18 protein-coding genes are annotated in these 17,395 nt (G+C 55.5%); 11 read left to right on the top strand and 7 right to left on the bottom strand.

The window, feature by feature from the left end; all coding sequences use genetic code 11:
- The first annotated feature begins 157 nt into the window (after positions 1-157).
- Together IP581_RS13675 and bglB are read left to right on the top strand one after the other, a co-directional pair.
- Positions 158-1,732 carry an MFS transporter gene (locus tag IP581_RS13675; RefSeq protein WP_097399552.1) on the top strand — a complete coding sequence of 525 codons (1,575 nt, stop codon included), beginning with the start codon at positions 158-160 and terminating at the stop codon, positions 1,730-1,732.
- A gap of 10 nt (positions 1,733-1,742) precedes the next feature.
- Positions 1,743-2,882, top strand: coding sequence for a beta-galactosidase BglB (bglB, locus tag IP581_RS13670; RefSeq protein WP_193820625.1), 1,140 nt, complete (start codon positions 1,743-1,745; stop codon positions 2,880-2,882).
- Between the two features lie 61 nt (positions 2,883-2,943).
- On the opposite strand, the gene argS is transcribed toward bglB, so the two are convergent.
- Positions 2,944-4,677 carry an arginine--tRNA ligase gene (argS, locus tag IP581_RS13665; protein ID WP_086874052.1) on the bottom strand — a complete coding sequence of 578 codons (1,734 nt, stop codon included), beginning with the start codon at positions 4,675-4,677 and terminating at the stop codon, positions 2,944-2,946.
- 146 nt (positions 4,678-4,823) lie between these two features.
- On the opposite strand from argS, the gene IP581_RS13660 reads away from it, so the two are divergent.
- Together IP581_RS13660 and cutC are read left to right on the top strand one after the other, a co-directional pair.
- Complete coding sequence (locus IP581_RS13660) at positions 4,824-5,384, top strand: VOC family protein (RefSeq protein WP_086874053.1); 561 nt, start codon at positions 4,824-4,826, stop codon at positions 5,382-5,384.
- 56 nt (positions 5,385-5,440) lie between these two features.
- Positions 5,441-6,184 (top strand): copper homeostasis protein CutC, encoded by a 744-nt coding sequence (cutC, locus tag IP581_RS13655; RefSeq protein ID WP_193820624.1) that lies wholly within the window; start codon positions 5,441-5,443, stop codon positions 6,182-6,184.
- Positions 6,185-6,303: 119 nt separating this feature from the next.
- Here the strand turns inward: cutC and cmoB are convergent, their stop codons facing one another.
- Genes cmoB through IP581_RS13630 form a run of 5 tightly spaced genes read right to left on the bottom strand, consistent with a single transcriptional unit; the run spans position 6,304 to position 9,881 of the window.
- Positions 6,304-7,275, bottom strand: coding sequence for a tRNA 5-methoxyuridine(34)/uridine 5-oxyacetic acid(34) synthase CmoB (gene cmoB, locus IP581_RS13650; protein ID WP_193820623.1), 972 nt, complete (start codon positions 7,273-7,275; stop codon positions 6,304-6,306).
- Positions 7,272-8,012 carry a carboxy-S-adenosyl-L-methionine synthase CmoA gene (gene cmoA / locus IP581_RS13645; RefSeq protein WP_097399556.1) on the bottom strand — a complete coding sequence of 247 codons (741 nt, stop codon included), beginning with the start codon at positions 8,010-8,012 and terminating at the stop codon, positions 7,272-7,274. Before cmoA ends, cmoB begins: the two co-directional genes overlap by 4 nt.
- Before the next feature lie 39 nt (positions 8,013-8,051).
- The gene (locus IP581_RS13640; protein WP_017456923.1) at positions 8,052-8,447 is read right to left on the bottom strand and encodes an MAPEG family protein; all 396 of its coding nucleotides are present in this window, start codon (positions 8,445-8,447) and stop codon (positions 8,052-8,054) included.
- 52 nt (positions 8,448-8,499) lie between these two features.
- Positions 8,500-9,318 carry a DUF72 domain-containing protein gene (locus IP581_RS13635; RefSeq protein WP_097399557.1) on the bottom strand — a complete coding sequence of 273 codons (819 nt, stop codon included), beginning with the start codon at positions 9,316-9,318 and terminating at the stop codon, positions 8,500-8,502.
- Positions 9,315-9,881 (bottom strand): hydrolase, encoded by a 567-nt coding sequence (locus tag IP581_RS13630; RefSeq protein WP_097399558.1) that lies wholly within the window; start codon positions 9,879-9,881, stop codon positions 9,315-9,317. The genes IP581_RS13635 and IP581_RS13630 overlap by 4 nt, the downstream gene beginning before the upstream one ends.
- A 266-nt stretch (positions 9,882-10,147) precedes the next feature.
- On the opposite strand from IP581_RS13630, the gene aspS reads away from it, so the two are divergent.
- The 4 genes from aspS to ruvC all read left to right on the top strand — a co-directional run bounded on the left by aspS (position 10,148) and on the right by ruvC (position 13,816).
- A complete protein-coding gene (gene aspS / locus IP581_RS13625; RefSeq protein ID WP_086874058.1) occupies positions 10,148-11,926 on the top strand; it encodes an aspartate--tRNA ligase in 1,779 nt (592 codons plus the stop codon).
- Between the two features lies 1 nt (position 11,927).
- Positions 11,928-12,371, top strand: a complete 444-nt coding sequence (gene nudB / locus IP581_RS13620) for a dihydroneopterin triphosphate diphosphatase (protein ID WP_020454127.1) — start codon at positions 11,928-11,930, stop codon at positions 12,369-12,371.
- Positions 12,372-12,516: 145 nt separating this feature from the next.
- Positions 12,517-13,257 (top strand): YebC/PmpR family DNA-binding transcriptional regulator, encoded by a 741-nt coding sequence (locus tag IP581_RS13615; protein WP_007371580.1) that lies wholly within the window; start codon positions 12,517-12,519, stop codon positions 13,255-13,257.
- 37 nt (positions 13,258-13,294) lie between these two features.
- Positions 13,295-13,816, top strand: a complete 522-nt coding sequence (gene ruvC, locus IP581_RS13610) for a crossover junction endodeoxyribonuclease RuvC (RefSeq protein ID WP_020454125.1) — start codon at positions 13,295-13,297, stop codon at positions 13,814-13,816.
- A gap of 26 nt (positions 13,817-13,842) precedes the next feature.
- On the opposite strand, the gene IP581_RS13605 is transcribed toward ruvC, so the two are convergent.
- Positions 13,843-14,661, bottom strand: a complete 819-nt coding sequence (locus IP581_RS13605) for a helix-turn-helix transcriptional regulator (protein ID WP_193820622.1) — start codon at positions 14,659-14,661, stop codon at positions 13,843-13,845.
- A 95-nt stretch (positions 14,662-14,756) separates the two neighbouring features.
- Between IP581_RS13605 and IP581_RS13600 the strand changes: the two genes are divergently transcribed.
- The 3 genes from IP581_RS13600 (at position 14,757) to ruvB (ending at position 17,367) form a co-directional block, all read left to right on the top strand.
- On the top strand, positions 14,757-15,638 hold the full coding sequence (locus tag IP581_RS13600; RefSeq protein WP_193820621.1) for an SDR family oxidoreductase: 882 nt from the start codon (positions 14,757-14,759) through the stop codon (positions 15,636-15,638).
- A gap of 98 nt (positions 15,639-15,736) precedes the next feature.
- Entirely contained in the window at positions 15,737-16,348 is a 612-nt protein-coding gene (gene ruvA / locus IP581_RS13595) for a Holliday junction branch migration protein RuvA (RefSeq protein WP_193820620.1), read from the top strand.
- Between the two features lie 8 nt (positions 16,349-16,356).
- Positions 16,357-17,367 carry a Holliday junction branch migration DNA helicase RuvB gene (gene ruvB, locus IP581_RS13590; RefSeq protein ID WP_086874063.1) on the top strand — a complete coding sequence of 337 codons (1,011 nt, stop codon included), beginning with the start codon at positions 16,357-16,359 and terminating at the stop codon, positions 17,365-17,367.
- Positions 17,368-17,395 lie beyond the last annotated feature (28 nt).

Genomic DNA, 17,395 nt, shown 5'->3' with positions numbered 1-17,395 from the left:
CGTATCGGCACTCTTTGCATTTTTGCCAGCCGCGTAATTTTGATGGCAGAAACAGAAAGGTTTCCCGCTGCACATCCTCTTACTTTAGCCGTGTAAGAAATTCCTTTGGCTAAGCCGGATCGTCAAAGGTCCCCCAAAATAAACAGGGTTGACGGCAATGAAAACACGAAAAATTGGATTGGCTAATTATCTCGCCTATGGCTCGGGCGATTTTCTGGGTGCGGGCACAACCGCGTTAACCGCAGCATGGTTGCTCTATTTCTATACGACCTTTTGCGGCCTGACGCCGATTGAAGCGACATTTATCTTCGCGACAGCAAGGGTGCTGGACGCGGTGGTCAGCCCGCTGATGGGCTTTTTAACCGATAACTTCGGTTCTACCTGGCTTGGTAAACGCTTCGGTCGGCGTAAGTTCTTTATTCTGCTGGGTATTCCGTGCGTGTTCAGCTACTCGATAATGTGGGTAGGGGACATGAGTTTCTGGTATTACCTGCTGACCTATCTGCTGTTTGATGTGGTCTACACCATGATTCTGGTGCCGTACGAAACGCTGGTGCCGGAAATGACTGACGACTTTAAACAGAAAACCAAATTCTCCGGCGCGCGTATCTCCATGGCGCAGATGTCGGCGATTCTGGCCTCGTTCCTGCCGGGTGTTCTGCTGTCACACTTTGGTAAAGACAACCCGGTCTCCTTTTTCTATGCAAGCCTGGTGTTCTCGGTGCTCTGTGCGCTGATGCTGACGTTTGTCTGGTGCTTTACCTGGGAGCGTCCGCGCGAAGAGTGGACCGAAGCGGCGCTGCGCGCGGAGGAAGAGAAAAAGAGCCTCACGCTTGGGCAAAGTTTGCGTCGCCTGTTTGTTGAACTCAGCTCTACGCTGCGTATCAAGATTTTCCGCCAGCACCTGGGAATGTACCTCGGCGGCTATATCGCGCAGGACGTGTTTAACGCGGTATTCACCTATTACGTGGTGTTCGTGCTGATGCAGGAAGCTTCGCTGGCCTCCAACTTGCTGGGCACGATGGCGATTTTCCAGTTCATCGCGGTGATTGCCATGATCCCGTTGTGCATCCGCTTCGGACCTGCGCCGTCCTACCGTATGGTGGTGGTGCTGTTCGGCCTGAGCGCAGCCTCTTATGCCGTGCTCTACTACGCCGGTTTAAGCGATGTTTATTCGCTGCTGTTGCTGGTTTCCGCCGTTGCCGGTCTGGGACGTGGTGGTATCAACTACGTACCGTGGAACACCTACACCTACATTGCGGATATTGACGAAGTGGTCACCGGTCAGCGCCGGGAAGGGATTTTCGCCGGGATCATGACGCTGACCCGTAAAGCCTCGCAGGCGGGTGCGGTGATGCTGGTAGGGATCGTGATGCAGGCGTCTGGCTTTGTCTCCGGGCAGAAAACCCAGGTGCCAGAAGTGAGCCACACCATTTTGATGATCATGTGTTTTGGCACCATTGCGGTGCTGTGCTGCGGCTTCCTTGTCTCTTTGCGCTTCAAGCTGAACCTGAAAACCCACAGCGTGCTGCGTGAAGAAACCGCCAAAATGCGCCAGAGCGGTCGCGCGATGCCAGAAAGTATTACCCCGCAGGCGCGTGAAACCGTCGAAATGCTGGCGGGCATGCCTTATGAATCCCTGTGGGGAAATAACAATATCGGTTATCTGAATCGCAATAAACCTGCCGCGCCATCGCTGAAAAACGCGTCACTGAAATCGACTTACAACTGAGGTTAAGAATATGAAGGTTTGGCCTGTCAAACACAGCCCGTTACTGCGTCAGCCAGAGCGTTTTATCGCCCGTGATGAACTGAAAGCGTTGATCCGCAAGGTGACGCATAACCTGGTCAATATTCACGACAACACCGGTGAGTTTTTACTCCGTCTCGACGATGGGCGCGTGATTGATACCAAAGGCTGGGCTGGCTGGGAGTGGACGCACGGCGTCGGTCTGTACGGGATGTATCAGTATTATCGTCAGACCGGGGAAGAGGGTGTGCGCGAGGTGATTGATAACTGGTTTGCCGACCGCTTTGCAGAAGGGGCGACCACGAAAAACGTCAACACCATGGCGCCGTTCCTGACGCTGGCATATCGCTACGAAGAGACAGGTAATCCGGCCTGGCTGCCGTGGCTGGAAAGCTGGGCTGAATGGGCGATGAACGAGATGCCGCGCACCGACTGCGGCGGGATGCAGCACATCACGCTGGCGGAGGAGAACCACCAGCAGATGTGGGACGACACGCTGATGATGACTGTGCTGCCGCTGGCGAAAATTGGCAAACTGCTCAACCGGCCAGACTATGTGGAAGAGGCGGTGTATCAGTTCCTGCTGCATGTGCAGAACCTGATGGACCGGGAAACCGGGCTGTGGTTCCACGGCTGGAGTTATGATGGCCACCATAATTTCGCCAATGCCCGCTGGGCGCGCGGTAATAGCTGGCTGACCATTGTTATCCCGGATTTTCTCGAGCTTGTCGATCTGCCGGAAAACAACGCGGTGCGCCGTTACCTGGTCCAGGTGTTGAATGCGCAAGTCGCCGCGCTGGCGAAGTGTCAGCATGAAAGCGGGTTATGGCATACGCTGCTCGACGATCCGGATTCTTATCTGGAAGCCTCGGCAACCGCCGGGTTTGCCTATGGCATTCTGAAAGCGCTGCGTAAGCGTTATATCAGCGCCGATTACACGGATGTGGCAGAGAAAGCGGTGAAAGCGATTGTGGGCCATATCTCGCCGGAAGGGGAGTTGTTGCAGGTGTCATTTGGTACCGGAATGGGCAGTAATCTGGCGTTTTACCGCCAGATCCCGCTGACTTCAATGCCATACGGCCAGGCGATGGCGATGCTCTGTTTAACGGAGTATCTGCGCAAATATTTCTGAGAGGCGATAAAAGAAAAACCCCGGCTGACCGGGGTTTTTTTATGGCGATAAAACAGTGCGATTACATACGCTCAACGGTTTCGATACCCAGCGTATCCAGACCGAGCTTCAGCGTTTTTGCCGTCAACAGAGCCAGTTTCAGACGGCTCAAGCGGGTCTCATCGCTCTCGGCGCTGAGGATCGGGCAGTGCTCGTAGAAGCCGGAGAACAGGCCCGCCAGATCGTACAGATAGGCACACATCACATGCGGTGTACCTTCACGCGCCACGACGGAGAGGGTTTCTTCGAACTGCAACAGGCGCGCTGCCAGCTGGGATTCACGCTCTTCGCCAATCACCACAGGTGCGTTTTCCAGCACGTTCTCTTCAATGCCCGCTTTGCGGAATACGGAGAGCACGCGGGTGTAAGCGTACTGCATGTACGGCGCGGTGTTGCCTTCAAAGGCCAGCATGTTGTCCCAGTCAAAAACGTAATCGGTGGTGCGGTTCTTTGACAGATCCGCATATTTCACCGCGCCAATACCCACGGCGTTGGCCAGTTTTTCCAGCTCGTCAGCAGGCATATCCGGGTTCTTTTCTGCCACCAGACGGCGGGCGCGCTCCAGCGCTTCATCCAGCAGATCGGAAAGTTTCACCGTACCGCCCGCGCGGGTTTTAAACGGCTTGCCGTCTTTACCGAGCATCATGCCGAACATGTGGTGTTCCAGCGGCACGGAATCCGGCACATAACCGGCTTTGCGCACGATGGTCCAGGCCTGCATCAGGTGTTGATGCTGACGGGAATCGATGTAGTAGAGCACGCGATCGGCATGCAGCGTTTCATAACGGTATTTCGCGCAGGCGATGTCCGTAGTGGTGTAGAGGTAGCCGCCATCCTTTTTCTGGATGATGACGCCCATCGGCTCGCCTTCTTTGTTTTTGTACTCGTCCAGGAACACCACGGTCGCGCCTTCGCTCTCGACTGCCAGACCTTTGGCTTTCAGATCCGCAACAATGCCCGGCAACATCGGGTTATACAGGCTTTCGCCCATGACATCTTTGCGGGTCAGTGTCACGTTCAGGCGTTCGTAGGTTTTCTGGTTCTGGCTCATGGTGATATCGACCAGCTTGCGCCACATCTCACGGCAATATTCATCGCCGCCTTGCAGCTTCACTACGTAACCGCGCGCGCGTTCAGCGAACGCCGCGTCTTCGTCGTAATGTTTTTTGGCTTCGCGGTAAAAACCTTCGAGATCTGCCAGCGCCATTTCACCGGCGTTCTCTTGCTGTTGCAGCTCAAGATAGGCAATCAGCATGCCGAACTGGGTGCCCCAGTCGCCGACGTGGTTAGCGCGAATCACGTTATGGCCGAGGAACTCCAGTGTACGGACCGACGCATCGCCAATGATGGTGGAGCGCAGGTGGCCGACATGCATCTCTTTTGCCACGTTCGGCGCCGAGTAATCGATAACCACCGTTTGCGGCTGCGGTTTTGTCACGCCGAGGCGATCGGATTTCAGCGCGGCATCCACCTGCGAGGCGAGAAACTCAGGCGCGAGGAAAATATTGATAAAGCCAGGACCGGCGATTTCAACTTTGTTGGCAATCCCGTCGAGAGAAAGGTGAGACAGAACCTGCTCGGCCAGTTGTCGCGGCGCCATGCCCAGTTTTTTCGCCACTGCCATCACGCCGTTAGCCTGATAGTCGCCAAACTGAATTTTTGCTGACTGACGAACCTGCGCTTCACAATCGGCTGGCGCGCCTGCTGCAATCATGGCCTGACTGACTTTTTCTGAGAGAAGAGCCTGAATATTCACCGGGATACCTTACTTTTAGGACACCGCGTAGCTGAGGCGGTGTCCGGGTGTTTAATAAAGGCGGGAGTATACTGCAAATGCCCGGTGGCGTCAGCACTGCATAACACGGTAGATTATGCGCTTTGTTATGACTTGCGAGCACTGTTATGCGTACCTGGCAAACCATCGAAGAGTTGCAGGATATCGTGGAAGATTTGCCACGGTTTACCCAAGATTTGCAAAATTTAACTACCCGTCTGGGGCTGGATATTGCACCTTTAAATGCCGATCACATCTCGTTGCGCTGTCACCAGAACACCACGGCGGAACGCTGGCGGCGTGGCTTTGAGCAATGCGGCGCACTGCTGTCGGAAAACATCATTAATGGTCGGCCAATTTGTCTGTTCAAACTGCGCGAGCCGGTGTGCGTTGCCCACTGGCAGTTTACGGTGATTGAGTTGCCATGGCCGGGTGAAAAGCGCTACCCGCACGAAGGGTGGGAGCATGTTGAAATCGTACTGCCGGGCGATATCGCCACGCTCAATGCGCGTGCGCTGGCACTGCTGGCTGATGAGGGTTTAAGCCAGCCGGGTATTTCGGTGAAAACCAGTTCACCAAAAGGCGAACGTGAACGGCTGCCTAATCCCACGCTTGCGGTGACGGATGGCAAAGTCACTGTGAAGTTTCATCCGTGGACCATCGAAGAGATTGTCGCGAGCGAGCAGTGAAGCGAGCGGGCGACAGCGCTTGTGAAAACAAGCCATGCTGAACCGAGGGAGATGAAATGACCTTACTGGAAATCTGTTGTTATGGTGTCGATGACGCGGTGCTCGCTGAGCAACGTGGGGCCGATCGCATTGAATTCTGCGCCGCGCCGAAAGAGGGCGGATTAACCCCTTCCTTTGGCGCGTTAAAAGCGATTCGTCAGGCCGTGACCATTCCCGTACACCCGATCGTGCGCCCGCGCGGTGGGGATTTTTGCTACCGGGGCGATGAGTTTGCCTCCATGCTGAGCGATATTGCGATGCTCCGTGATCTGGGTTTTCCCGGCCTGGTCACCGGTGTGCTGACGGAAGAGGGCGATGTCGATATTGTGCGCATGCGGGAAATTATGCAGGCTGCGCAGGGGATGGCGGTAACTTTTCATCGCGCGTTCGATATGTGTGCTAACCCGCTGCAGGTGTTTGATAAATTAGCGGAATTAGGCATCGCGCGTATTCTCACATCCGGTCAGCAGTCGTCGGCGGTAAAAGGACTTTCATTAATCACGGAACTAAATGCCAGGTCTGGTGTTCCAATCATTATGGCCGGCGCAGGCGTGCGTCCGGATAACCTCGAAACCTTTCTCCATGCGGGTATCAAAGAGGTGCATAGCTCGGCAGGCCGCTGGACGGCATCGCCGATGCGCTACCGCAATCCAGGATTATCGATGTCGTCAGATGCCAGTGCGGATGAATATGCCCGCTACGGTGTGGATGGCGATGCGGTGGCGGTGATGAAAGAGATGATTTCGCACCATCGCCCGTAACAGTTTTTACCGCGCATCATGTCGCCCAATATGATGCTTGCTTGTACCAGGCCCCTGCCATTAACAGGGGCCTTTTTTTGTCTGTAGAAAACCCCTTGTCAGGCCGGGGAGCCAGATAGTCAGGGTTTCCGGGCTATCAGTACCGCGCGAACTGGCGCCGGGTAACCTTCCACGGTTTTGCTGCTGTCCGCCGGATCCAGGAAATCCGCCAGCGATTCGGTCACCATCCACGACGTGCGGCGTTGCTCATCGGTGCTGGTGATGCTCATATCCGCAATGCGGACATCAACAAAACCGCACTTTTCCAGCCAGTTTTTCAACGCCAGCGCGGAAGGAATGAAATAGACATTTCGCATTTGCGCGTAGCGGTCACCGGGCACCAGCACAGTATTTTCATCACCTTCCACCACCAGCGTTTCCAGTACCAGCTCGCCATCTTTCACCAGTTGATCTTTCAACTGCCACAGATGTTCAAGCGGTGAACGGCGATGATAGAGCACGCCCATAGAAAACACGGTATCGAAGGCGTTCAGCGCCGGAAGCTGCTCAATACCGAGCGGCAAGAGATGCGCGCGACGATCGTCACCTAACAGCTTACGCACGGCTTCAAACTGGCACAGGAACAACTGCGTCGGATCGATACCAACGGCAAGCTGCGCACCCGCGCCGACCATGCGCCACAGGTGATAACCGCTGCCGCAGCCGACATCCAGAATGGTGCGGCCTTTCAGATCGGAAAGGTGCGGCAGGACGCGCTCCCATTTCCAGTCGGAACGCCATTCGGTATCGATATCAATGCCATACAGTGAAAATGGCCCTTTGCGCCACGGCATCAGATTACGCAGCAGGGTTTCCATACCTTTGAGCTGCCCGGCGCTGAGCGGTTCGGCGCTTTGCGCGCTGACGCTGTGCAGCAGATCCAGCTTTGCGGGCGTGATGGTCGGCAGAAATTCTACCGCGTTGTTCCACTGCTTAAACTGCCCGTGCAATGCTTCACGCTGCCAGGCGGCGATCTGCGCGGGTAACGTTTCCAGCCAGTGCGCGAGCGTACCGGTGGCGATTTGCTGATAAAAACGGCCAAACTCAATCATGCTTCGACCGCCTTCAGTGCCACCAGCGAACCAAAATTAAAGCACTGGAACCACAGTTCACTGTGTTCAAAACCCGCGCTGCGCAGCCGCGCTTTATGCGCTTCAACAGAATCCGTCAGCATCACATTTTCCAGCATGCTGCGTTTCTGGCTGATCTCCAGTTCGCTGTAGCCGTTAGCGCGTTTAAAGTCGTGGTGCATATTGAACAGCAGTTCGCCGACGGTATGGTCTTCAAAACTGAATTTTTCCGATAACACTAACGCGCCGCCAGGGTTCAGCCCCTGGTAAACTTTCTGCAGCAGTTTCAGGCGGTCGTCCGGCTCCAGAAATTGCAAGGTGAAGTTGAGCACCACCATCGAGGCGTTTTCGATGTGAATATCGCGAATATCACCTTCAATCACCTCAACGGGCGTTGGCGCTTTATAGGCATCAATATGTCGACGGCAGCGCTCCACCATGGCGGGCGAGTTGTCGACGGCGATAATTTTGCAATCGGCATGGTGAATGTTGCGGCGCACCGAGAGCGTTGCCGCGCCCAGTGAGCAGCCGAGATCGTAGACCTGCGTGGCGGGCTGAACAAAGCGCTCCGCCAGCATACCGATCATCGAGATAATATTGGAGTAACCCGGTACGGAACGCTGGATCATGTCCGGGAAGACTTCAGCTACCCGTTCGTCAAAAGTCCAGTCGCCCAGGCTGGCGATAGGCGCAGAAAAAAGCGTGTCGCGGTGAGACATAGTGTAAATATCCGGGAAAACAAAGGGGCGTATTGTGCGCTAATGCAGGGAGAAAACCAACTCCCAGGGCATGTACCACAGATTTGCCAGCACCATCAGCAGCAAGGAGCAAAAGGTTGCGCCCATGCCGGAACGACGCCAGCGGATCAGGCGGTGATGAAAGCCGTAATAATGCATCAGGCGACCGGCGATCAGCAGCAGCCCGCAAACGTGCACTAACCATGTTTGCGCGCCGTCCATCTCCATAAAAAGCAGCAGGATCAGGGCGACGGGAATGTATTCCACCGCATTGCCATGAATGCGTATCGCACTTTGCAACTCGCTAAACCCGCCGTCGCCGTAGCTAACACGGTATTGCGTGCGCAGGCGAATAACGTCAAAAGAAAATTTTATGAGTAACAATGCACCCAGCACGGCGTAAAGCGCGCTAACCATACTAACTCCCTTTAAGGCTCTGGTGACCGCTTAACAATGATAGGTGGTTCGTTCAGAAAAGAGAAGATTGCAGCGGAAGAGAAGGGGCGTTGCCAACGCTTGGGGCGGCGGCCTGCAAACCCGGCCACAGGGTTTCTACCAGTTCCGGTGCCTGGGCGATATCCGGCGTATGCAAAAACAAATAGGGGGTGGTGGTCTGTTCCCACAACGGGAGTTTTTGCAGCCATACGGCAAACAGCTGACGATTTTGTTCCATATTGTCGCTGCCGATAAAACGCACCATCGGGTGACCGGCGGTAATCAGCGCATGTACCGGTACTTTCGGCTTTTTGCGCTGCGCTTCGATGATCGCTTCACTATGGGGAATGGCGCTGTGCACCGGGCGGCTATCAAGGATCACTCGGTTTATGCTGCGCGCATGTAAGCCTTGATTGAGCGCTTTTTCCTCTTCGCCTTTGGCGAAAAAGCCTGGATGGCGCACTTCAACGCCATAGGTGAAACCGGCAGGCAGTGCGTCCAGAAATGCCCACAAAGCGGGGAGATCGCGCGGGCCAAAGGTCGCCGGAAGCTGTAACCAGTACTGGCCTATCCGGTTGGCGAGCGGCGACATCCGTTGAAAAAATTCATCTGTCAGATCGCGGCAGTTACGCAGCGCCGCCTGGTGCGAAATGGTGGCGGGAAATTTAAAGCAGAAGCGAAAATCATCGGTGGTTTGTTCGCGCCAGCGCGCCACGATCTCCGCTTTTGGCAGCGCGTAAAGCGTGGTGTTACCTTCGACGCAGTTAAAGTGACGGGCGTACTCTTCGAGGCTGGTAATGCCAAGGCGCACCCATTTGGGGTGCGACCATTGCGGCAGGCCGACATACATCATAACGCGTTGAGGATCTCGTCCGTGCTGCGAACACGGCTAATGCGCGGGAAGATGTACTTCAGGCTGCCCTGGTGCTGCTCGCTGCTGCCTGCGCTGCAAGCGTCTTCTGCAATTACCAGCGAAAAGCCTAACTCCCACGCGTTGCGTGCGGTGGATTCCACGCCAATATTGGTGGAAATGCCGCACAGCACAATGGTGTCGATACCGCGACGGCGCAGTTGCAGTTCGAGATCGGTACCGTAGAACGCGCCCCACTGGCGTTTGGTCACTTCTATATCGCTCTCTTTTTTACCCAGTGCCTGTGGGTAAACCCACCAGTTGTCTGGCAGGGCATGACCGCCTGTAGCAGCGTCAACCGGCTGTTTCAGCGCTTCGGCAAAATCCGCCGACCAGCCAACGCGCACGAATACCACCGGAGAACCGTTGGCACGAAATTTCTCCGCGAGCGTTGAGGCACGTTGAACCACGTCCTGCGCTGTGTGCGGACCACCGGCGAAAGGCAAAATACCTTCCTGTAAATCGATCACCACCAGTGCGGTTTTCTCAGCATTGAGTTCCAGCATAATAACTCCTGAAAAATGAATGACGTCGGCGGATACCTTACGCGTTATGCCTGTGTGGACGGTTTACAAATTTTGTTAAATTTTGTGAGAATGCGCAATAAGCGCGCAGCAAACGCGCGTACAGTCGGTCGCGGGCTTATCGTCAGTCAGAATTTCCAGTATAATAGCCCCCTTTTTTCATCCAGTTGTGACATACGAAAATAGCTGCCACCAGAGTGCCTGCCCCGCAGGCGGCGGGTCGCGCGCAGCTAATTAAGGGATATCTCATGCGTACAGTATATTGCGGGCAGCTCAATCAGTCCCATGTGGGACAGCAAGTAACGCTTTGTGGGTGGGTCAACCGTCGTCGTGACCTCGGTAGCCTTATCTTTATTGATATGCGCGATCGTGAAGGCATCGTGCAGGTGTTTTTCGACCCGGACCGTCAGGATGCGTTCCAGCTCGCCTCTGAACTGCGTAATGAGTTCTGCATTCAGGTAACCGGTACCGTACGTGCGCGCGATGGCAAAAACGTCAACAAAGATATGGCAACCGGTGAAGTGGAAGTGTTCGCCACCGAGCTGAATATTATCAACCGTTCTGACGTGCTGCCGCTGGACTCCAACCACGTTAATACCGAAGAAGCGCGTCTGAAATATCGCTACCTCGATCTGCGCCGCCCGGAAATGGCTCAGCGCCTGAAAACCCGCGCCAAAATCACCAGCTTTGTGCGTCGCTTTATGGATGACCACGGTTTCCTCGATATTGAAACCCCGATGCTGACCAAAGCGACGCCGGAAGGCGCGCGTGACTATCTCGTGCCTTCGCGCGTGCATAAAGGCAAATTTTACGCGCTGCCGCAATCTCCGCAGCTGTTCAAACAGTTGCTGATGATGTCCGGCTTCGACCGCTACTACCAGATCGTCAAATGTTTCCGTGACGAAGACCTGCGTGCTGACCGCCAGCCGGAATTCACCCAGATCGATGTGGAAACCTCCTTTATGACCGCGCCGCAGGTGCGTGAAGTGATGGAAGCGATGGTCCGCGAACTGTGGCAGGAAATTCGTGGTGTGGATCTGGGCGACTTCCCGATTATGACTTTCGCCGAAGCCGAGCGCCGTTACGGTTCCGATAAACCCGATTTGCGTAACCCGATGGAGCTGGTCGACGTTGCTGACTTGCTGAAAGCGGTTGAGTTTAAAGTTTTCTCCGGCCCGGCAAATGATCCGAAAGGTCGCGTTGCTGCGCTGCGTGTGCCAGGTGGCGCACAACTTAGCCGTAAACAGATTGACGACTACGGCAAGTTTATCGAAATCTACGGGGCGAAAGGCCTTGCTTATATTAAGGTCAACGAAGCGGCAAAAGGACTGGAGGGGATCACCAGCCCGGTCGCCAAATTCCTGAACGCTGAAATTGTTGGCGCGATCCTTGAGCGCACTGGCGCACAAGATGGCGACATGATTTTCTTCGGCGCGGACCACAAAAAAGTGGTTGCCGATGCGCTGGGTGCGCTGCGTCTGAAACTCGGTAAAGACCTGAACCTGACCGACGAAGCCAAATGGGCGCCGCTGTGGGTGATCGACTTCCCGATGTTTGAAGATGACGGCGAAGGCGGTCTGACCGCGATGCACCATCCGTTCACCTCGCCGAAAGATATGACCGCGGCTGAGCTGAAGGCGGCGCCGGAAGACGCTGTGGCTAACGCCTACGATATGGTGATTAACGGCTATGAAGTGGGCGGCGGTTCGGTGCGTATCCATAACGGCGAAATGCAGCAGACAGTGTTCGGCATTCTGGGTATCAATGAGCAGGAACAGCGTGAGAAGTTCGGCTTCCTGCTGGATGCGCTGAAGTACGGTACGCCGCCGCACGCGGGCCTGGCATTTGGTCTGGATCGTCTGACCATGCTGCTGACCGGCACCGATAACATCCGTGACGTGATTGCGTTCCCGAAAACCACGGCTGCGGCCTGTCTGCTGACGGAAGCGCCAAGTTTCGCCAACCCGGCGTCGCTGGCTGAGTTGGGTATTTCTGTCGTCAAAAAAGAGACGCCGGAGAATAAATAAGATGGCCTTTAAGCACCCTGTTTCTGTGCTGGTGGTGATTTACGCCGAGGACACGAAACGGGTGCTGATGTTGCAGCGACGCGACGATCCTGATTTCTGGCAGTCGGTGACCGGCAGTCTCGAAGCAGGAGAAGTTGCGTCGCAAGCCGCCATGCGTGAAGTAAAGGAAGAGGTCGACATCGATATTGCTTGCGAGCAACTGACCTTAGTCGACTGTCAGCGCACGGTGGAGTTTGAAATATTTAGTCATTTACGTCATCGCTATGCGCCGGGCGTTACGCACAATACCGAATCCTGGTTTTGTCTTGCGCTGCCCCATGAACGCCAGATTGTTTTTAGTGAACATCTGGCGTACCGCTGGCTTGATGCCCCGGCAGCGGCGGCATTAACCAAGTCATGGAGCAACCGGCAGGCGATTGAAGAATTTGTTATTAACGCCGACTAATTTCCCTGAAATTTCAGTTCTCAGGAAAATGGCAACCCCGGCGTCGCCAGGTGCTTACTGCGGTAAGCAAGGGGTACGATCGGGAGCAGCCAATGAGCCAGAGGGCTGAAAGCCGCCGGGAAAAGGCTTTATTGGAGAGTTTTTTATGGCAGGTCATAGTAAATGGGCCAACACCAAACACCGCAAAGCGGCACAGGATGCTAAACGCGGTAAGATCTTTACCAAAATCATCCGTGAACTGGTAACGGCTGCTCGTCTGGGCGGCGGTGATATCGGTTCTAACCCGCGCCTGCGTGCGGCGGTTGATAAAGCGCTGTCTAACAACATGACCCGCGACACTTTAAACCGTGCTATCGCACGTGGTGTGGGTGGTGATGATGACGCGAACATGGAAACCATCATTTATGAAGGCTATGGTCCTGGCGGCACGGCGGTGATGGTGGAGTGTCTGAGTGACAACCGCAACCGTACCGTGGCGGAAGTGCGTCATGCTTTCAGCAAATGCGGTGGGAACCTCGGTACTGACGGTTCTGTCGCCTATCTGTTCAGCAAAAAAGGGGTGATCTCCTTCGAAGCTGGTGACGAAGACACCATTATGGAAGCAGCACTTGAAGCTGGTGCTGAAGACGTGGTGACGTTTGACGATGGCGCAATCGACGTTTATACCGCGTGGGAAGAGATGGGCGCAGTGCGTGATGCACTGGAAGCTGCGGGTCTGAAAGCGGACAACGCTGAAGTCTCCATGATCCCGTCAACCAAAGCCGACATGGACGCGGAAACCGCGCCGAAACTGCTGCGTCTGATCGATATGCTGGAAGATTGCGACGACGTGCAGGAGGTTTATCACAACGGTGAGATCTCTGATGAGGTTGCGGCGACACTCTAATGTCGCTGATTGATACGCATGTAACCGGAGACGCATAATGGCGATTATTCTCGGTATCGATCCGGGTTCGCGCGTCACCGGTTACGGCGTGATCCGCCAGACGGGACGGCAATTGACCTATCTGGGCAGCGGTTGTATCCGTACCAAAGTGGATGATTTACCGTCGCGTCTGAAGCTGATTTATGCAGGCGTGACGGAGATTATCACCCAGTTCCAGCCGGATTTTTTCGCTATCGAACAGGTATTTATGGCGAAAAACGCCGATTCGGCACTCAAGCTGGGGCAAGCGCGCGGTGTGGCGATTGTCGCTGCTGTGAATCAGGATTTACCGGTGTTTGAATACGCCGCACGGCAGGTAAAACAGACGGTGGTGGGGATTGGTAGCGCCGAAAAAAGCCAGGTGCAACACATGGTGCGAACGCTGCTGAAACTACCCGCTAACCCGCAGGCGGATGCGGCAGATGCGCTGGCTATCGCCATCACGCATTGCCATGTCAGCCAGAATGCGTTGCAGGTGAGCAGCACAAGGCTCAATCTGGCTCGCGGACGATTACGCTAAAAAGCGCCGGTTTACCGGCGCTTTTTTTATAGCAGTGAGCGGATTTTATCCGCGTCTTCCTGCGTTGACGGGTTATAGACCACCATCGTCAGGTCCGGTTGTCCCTCCACCGAGAAACTCGAAAACTCCAGCGATAAGCGGCCTGCTTCGCGATGAAGCAGAATTTTTGTACCTTCTCCCATCATGTCAATATCATTGCTGCGCCACAGTTCGGCAAACTCAGATGAAGCCGCGCTTAGTTCTTCAACCAGCGGGCGAATTTCAATGGACGCTCCGGCACGGGTGGCGTCTGCGCGAAAAGCAGCGACAAGAAAGCGGGCGAGCGCGTGCCAGTCGGCCTGCGCGGCGCGCGCCTGCGGATTAAGAAAGATGCGCCGCAGAATATTGCGCTCGTGCGCAGGCTGGTTCGGGTAATCGGATAACACCACCGTGGCGGCTTTGTTCCAGGCGAGCACATCCCAGGTCGCATTGCGGATCATCGCCGGGCTCAGGTGCATACAGTCCAGCACCTTTTGCAGCCTCTCCGTCACCGTCCCTCTCGCCTGGTAATGCATACCCGGAGCACGACCTAACGCCAGATGAAAAACATGTTCACGTTCAGGCTGTGAAAGGCGTAGTGCCTGGCAAATACGTTCCAGCACTTCGGCTGACGGCGTACCGCCACGCCCTTGCTCAAGCCAGGTGTACCAGGTCGCGCTAATACAGGCCAGATGCGCCACCTCTTCACGGCGCAGCCCCGGCGTACGCCGCCGCGCGGTGTGAAAACCCAGCGCCACGGGGTCAAGTTGCGCGCGGCGCGATTTGAGATAACTGCCCAGATCTTTAGGCTGAGTAACGCTCTGCATCCTGTTAGTCCTTATACCCCGATAAACTCACTACTTTTCACCTTGATGGATATTTATAAGGATAACGGCGCGAGTCAACATCAGGAGGCACACGCATGCATGTTTTTTTAACGGGCGCGACCGGTTGGGTCGGCGCAAAAGTGGCGGCAGAGTTGATTGCTGCCGGGCACCAGGTGAGCGGCCTGGCAAGAAATGCGGATAAAGCACAGGCGCTGCTGGCCGCCGGAGGACAGGTAGTTTCCGGAACGCTGGATGATCATTCCGTCTTGTTTGACGCAGCGTCGCGTGCGGATGCAGTGATCCATACCGCCTTTAATCATGACTTTTCACGTTTTGCGGAAAATTGCCAACAGGACAGGCGCGCCATTGAAGTGATGGGGGAGGCGCTACTCGGCAGCGAACGCCCGTTACTGGTGACGTCAGGGCTGGCAAGACTGGTTCAGGGGCGACCAGCAACTGAACAAGATAAACCTGTCAGCGCGCCGGATTACCTGCGCCGTTCCGAACTGGCCGCACTGGCGCTGGCCGAAAAAGGTGTCCGGGCCGCCAGTGTGCGTCTGGCACCCACCGTTCATGGCGTAGGCGATCACGGTTTTATCCCGATTTTGATCGCGCTGGCGAAGAAAACCGGTGTATCCGCCTGGCCGGGCGAGGGCAACAATCGCTGGGCGGCGGTGCATCGTTCTGATGCGGCGACGCTCTACCGGCTGGTGCTGGAAAGTGGCGTAACGGAAACGGTATACCATGCGGTAGCTGAGGAGGGGATCGCGATGCGGGAGATTGCTATCGCCATTGGCAACATGCTGGGTTTGCCCGCTGAATCACGCAGCGCCGATCATTTTGGCTGGTTTGCCACCTTTGCCGCAGCGGAAATGTCGGCGTCCAGCGAGCGAACCCGCGACGTTTTAGACTGGCACCCTGCGCAACGCGATTTGCTCACCGATCTTGCGGATGCGGCCTATTACGCGAATTCCTGAACCGCGCTCGCGTTTTCCTGTATATTCGGCTGGATATCTATCCAGCCTTTTTTTATCATACGGCATTACACTTTCGGCCGTTAACGCAGGAGCGTCATGTGATAGGCAGACTCAGAGGCATCATTGTAGAAAAACAACCCCCGTTGGTTCTGCTGGAAGTCGGGGGCGTGGGGTATGAAGTCCATATGCCGATGACCTGCTTTTATGAACTCCCGGACGCCGGAAAAGAAGCGGTTGTTTTTACACAGTTTGTAGTACGCGAAGATGCTCAGCTGTTGTACGGCTTTAATAACAAGCAGGAACGGACACTGTTCCGTGAACTCATCAAAACCAATGGCGTTGGGCCAAAACTGGCGCTGGCGATTTTGTCCGGCATGTCGGCGCAGCAGTTCGTTAACGCCGTCGAACGCGAAGATCCTGCTGCACTGGTCAAATTGCCAGGAATAGGGAAGAAAACTGCCGAGCGTTTGATTGTCGAGATGAAAGATCGCTTTAAAGGTCTGCACGGCGATCTCTTCACCCCGGCAGCAGATTTGGTGCTGGCCTCTCCGGCGAGCCCGGCGACGGATAATGCAGAGCAAGAAGCCGTTGCTGCGCTGGTGGCGTTGGGCTATAAACCTCAGGAAGCCAGCCGGATGGTAAGTAAGCTTGCGCGTCCGGACGCCAACAGTGAAACCCTGATCCGCGAAGCGCTGCGCGCGGCGTTGTGAGGTAGAGGATGATTGAAGCAGACCGTCTGGTCACGCCCGCCAGCATCAATATAGAGGAAGTCGCGGACCGCGCTATTCGTCCGAAAATGCTCGACGAGTATATCGGTCAGCCGCAGGTGCGCTCGCAAATGGAGATCTTTATCCAGGCGGCAAAGCTGCGCGGTGACGCGCTGGACCATCTGCTTATCTTCGGCCCGCCAGGCTTAGGTAAAACGACGCTGGCGAATATCGTGGCAAACGAGATGGGAGTCAATCTGCGCACAACCTCAGGGCCAGTGCTGGAAAAAGCGGGCGATCTTGCCGCGATGCTCACTAACCTCGAGCCGCATGATGTGTTGTTTATCGATGAAATCCACCGCCTCTCGCCGGTTGTCGAAGAGGTGCTTTATCCGGCAATGGAAGATTACCAACTGGATATCATGATTGGTGAAGGGCCAGCGGCACGTTCGATAAAAATCGATTTACCGCCGTTTACCCTGATAGGCGCGACAACGCGCGCGGGTTCGCTTACGTCGCCGCTGCGCGATCGTTTCGGTATTGTGCAGCGTCTTGAGTTCTATCAGGTCGCGGATTTACAGCATATTGTGGGGCGCAGCGCGCGCTATATGGGGCTGGAGATGAGCGATGAGGGGGCGCTGGAAGTGGCGCGACGCTCGCGTGGAACGCCGCGTATTGCGAATCGTCTGTTGCGTCGTGTGCGCGATTTCGCCGAAGTGAAACACAACGGCGACATTACCGCTGATATCGCGGCCCAGGCGCTCGACATGCTGAATGTCGATGCCGAAGGGTTCGACTATATGGATCGTAAACTGCTATTAGCTGTTATCGACAAGTTCTTCGGTGGCCCGGTCGGGCTGGACAACCTGGCGGCAGCCATTGGCGAAGAGCGTGAAACGATTGAGGATGTGCTGGAGCCGTATCTCATCCAGCAGGGCTTTTTGCAGCGTACGCCGCGTGGTCGGATGGCAACAGTCAGAGCGTGGAACCACTTCGGTATTACGCCGCCGCAAATGCCATAACATTAAAGGCCGGAGAGCATTAGCTTTC

The organism is Kosakonia pseudosacchari (assembly GCF_015167415.1).
In the GTDB taxonomy this organism is placed as follows: domain Bacteria; phylum Pseudomonadota; class Gammaproteobacteria; order Enterobacterales; family Enterobacteriaceae; genus Kosakonia; species Kosakonia pseudosacchari.
This window is presented reverse-complemented; position numbering and strand designations above follow the sequence as displayed.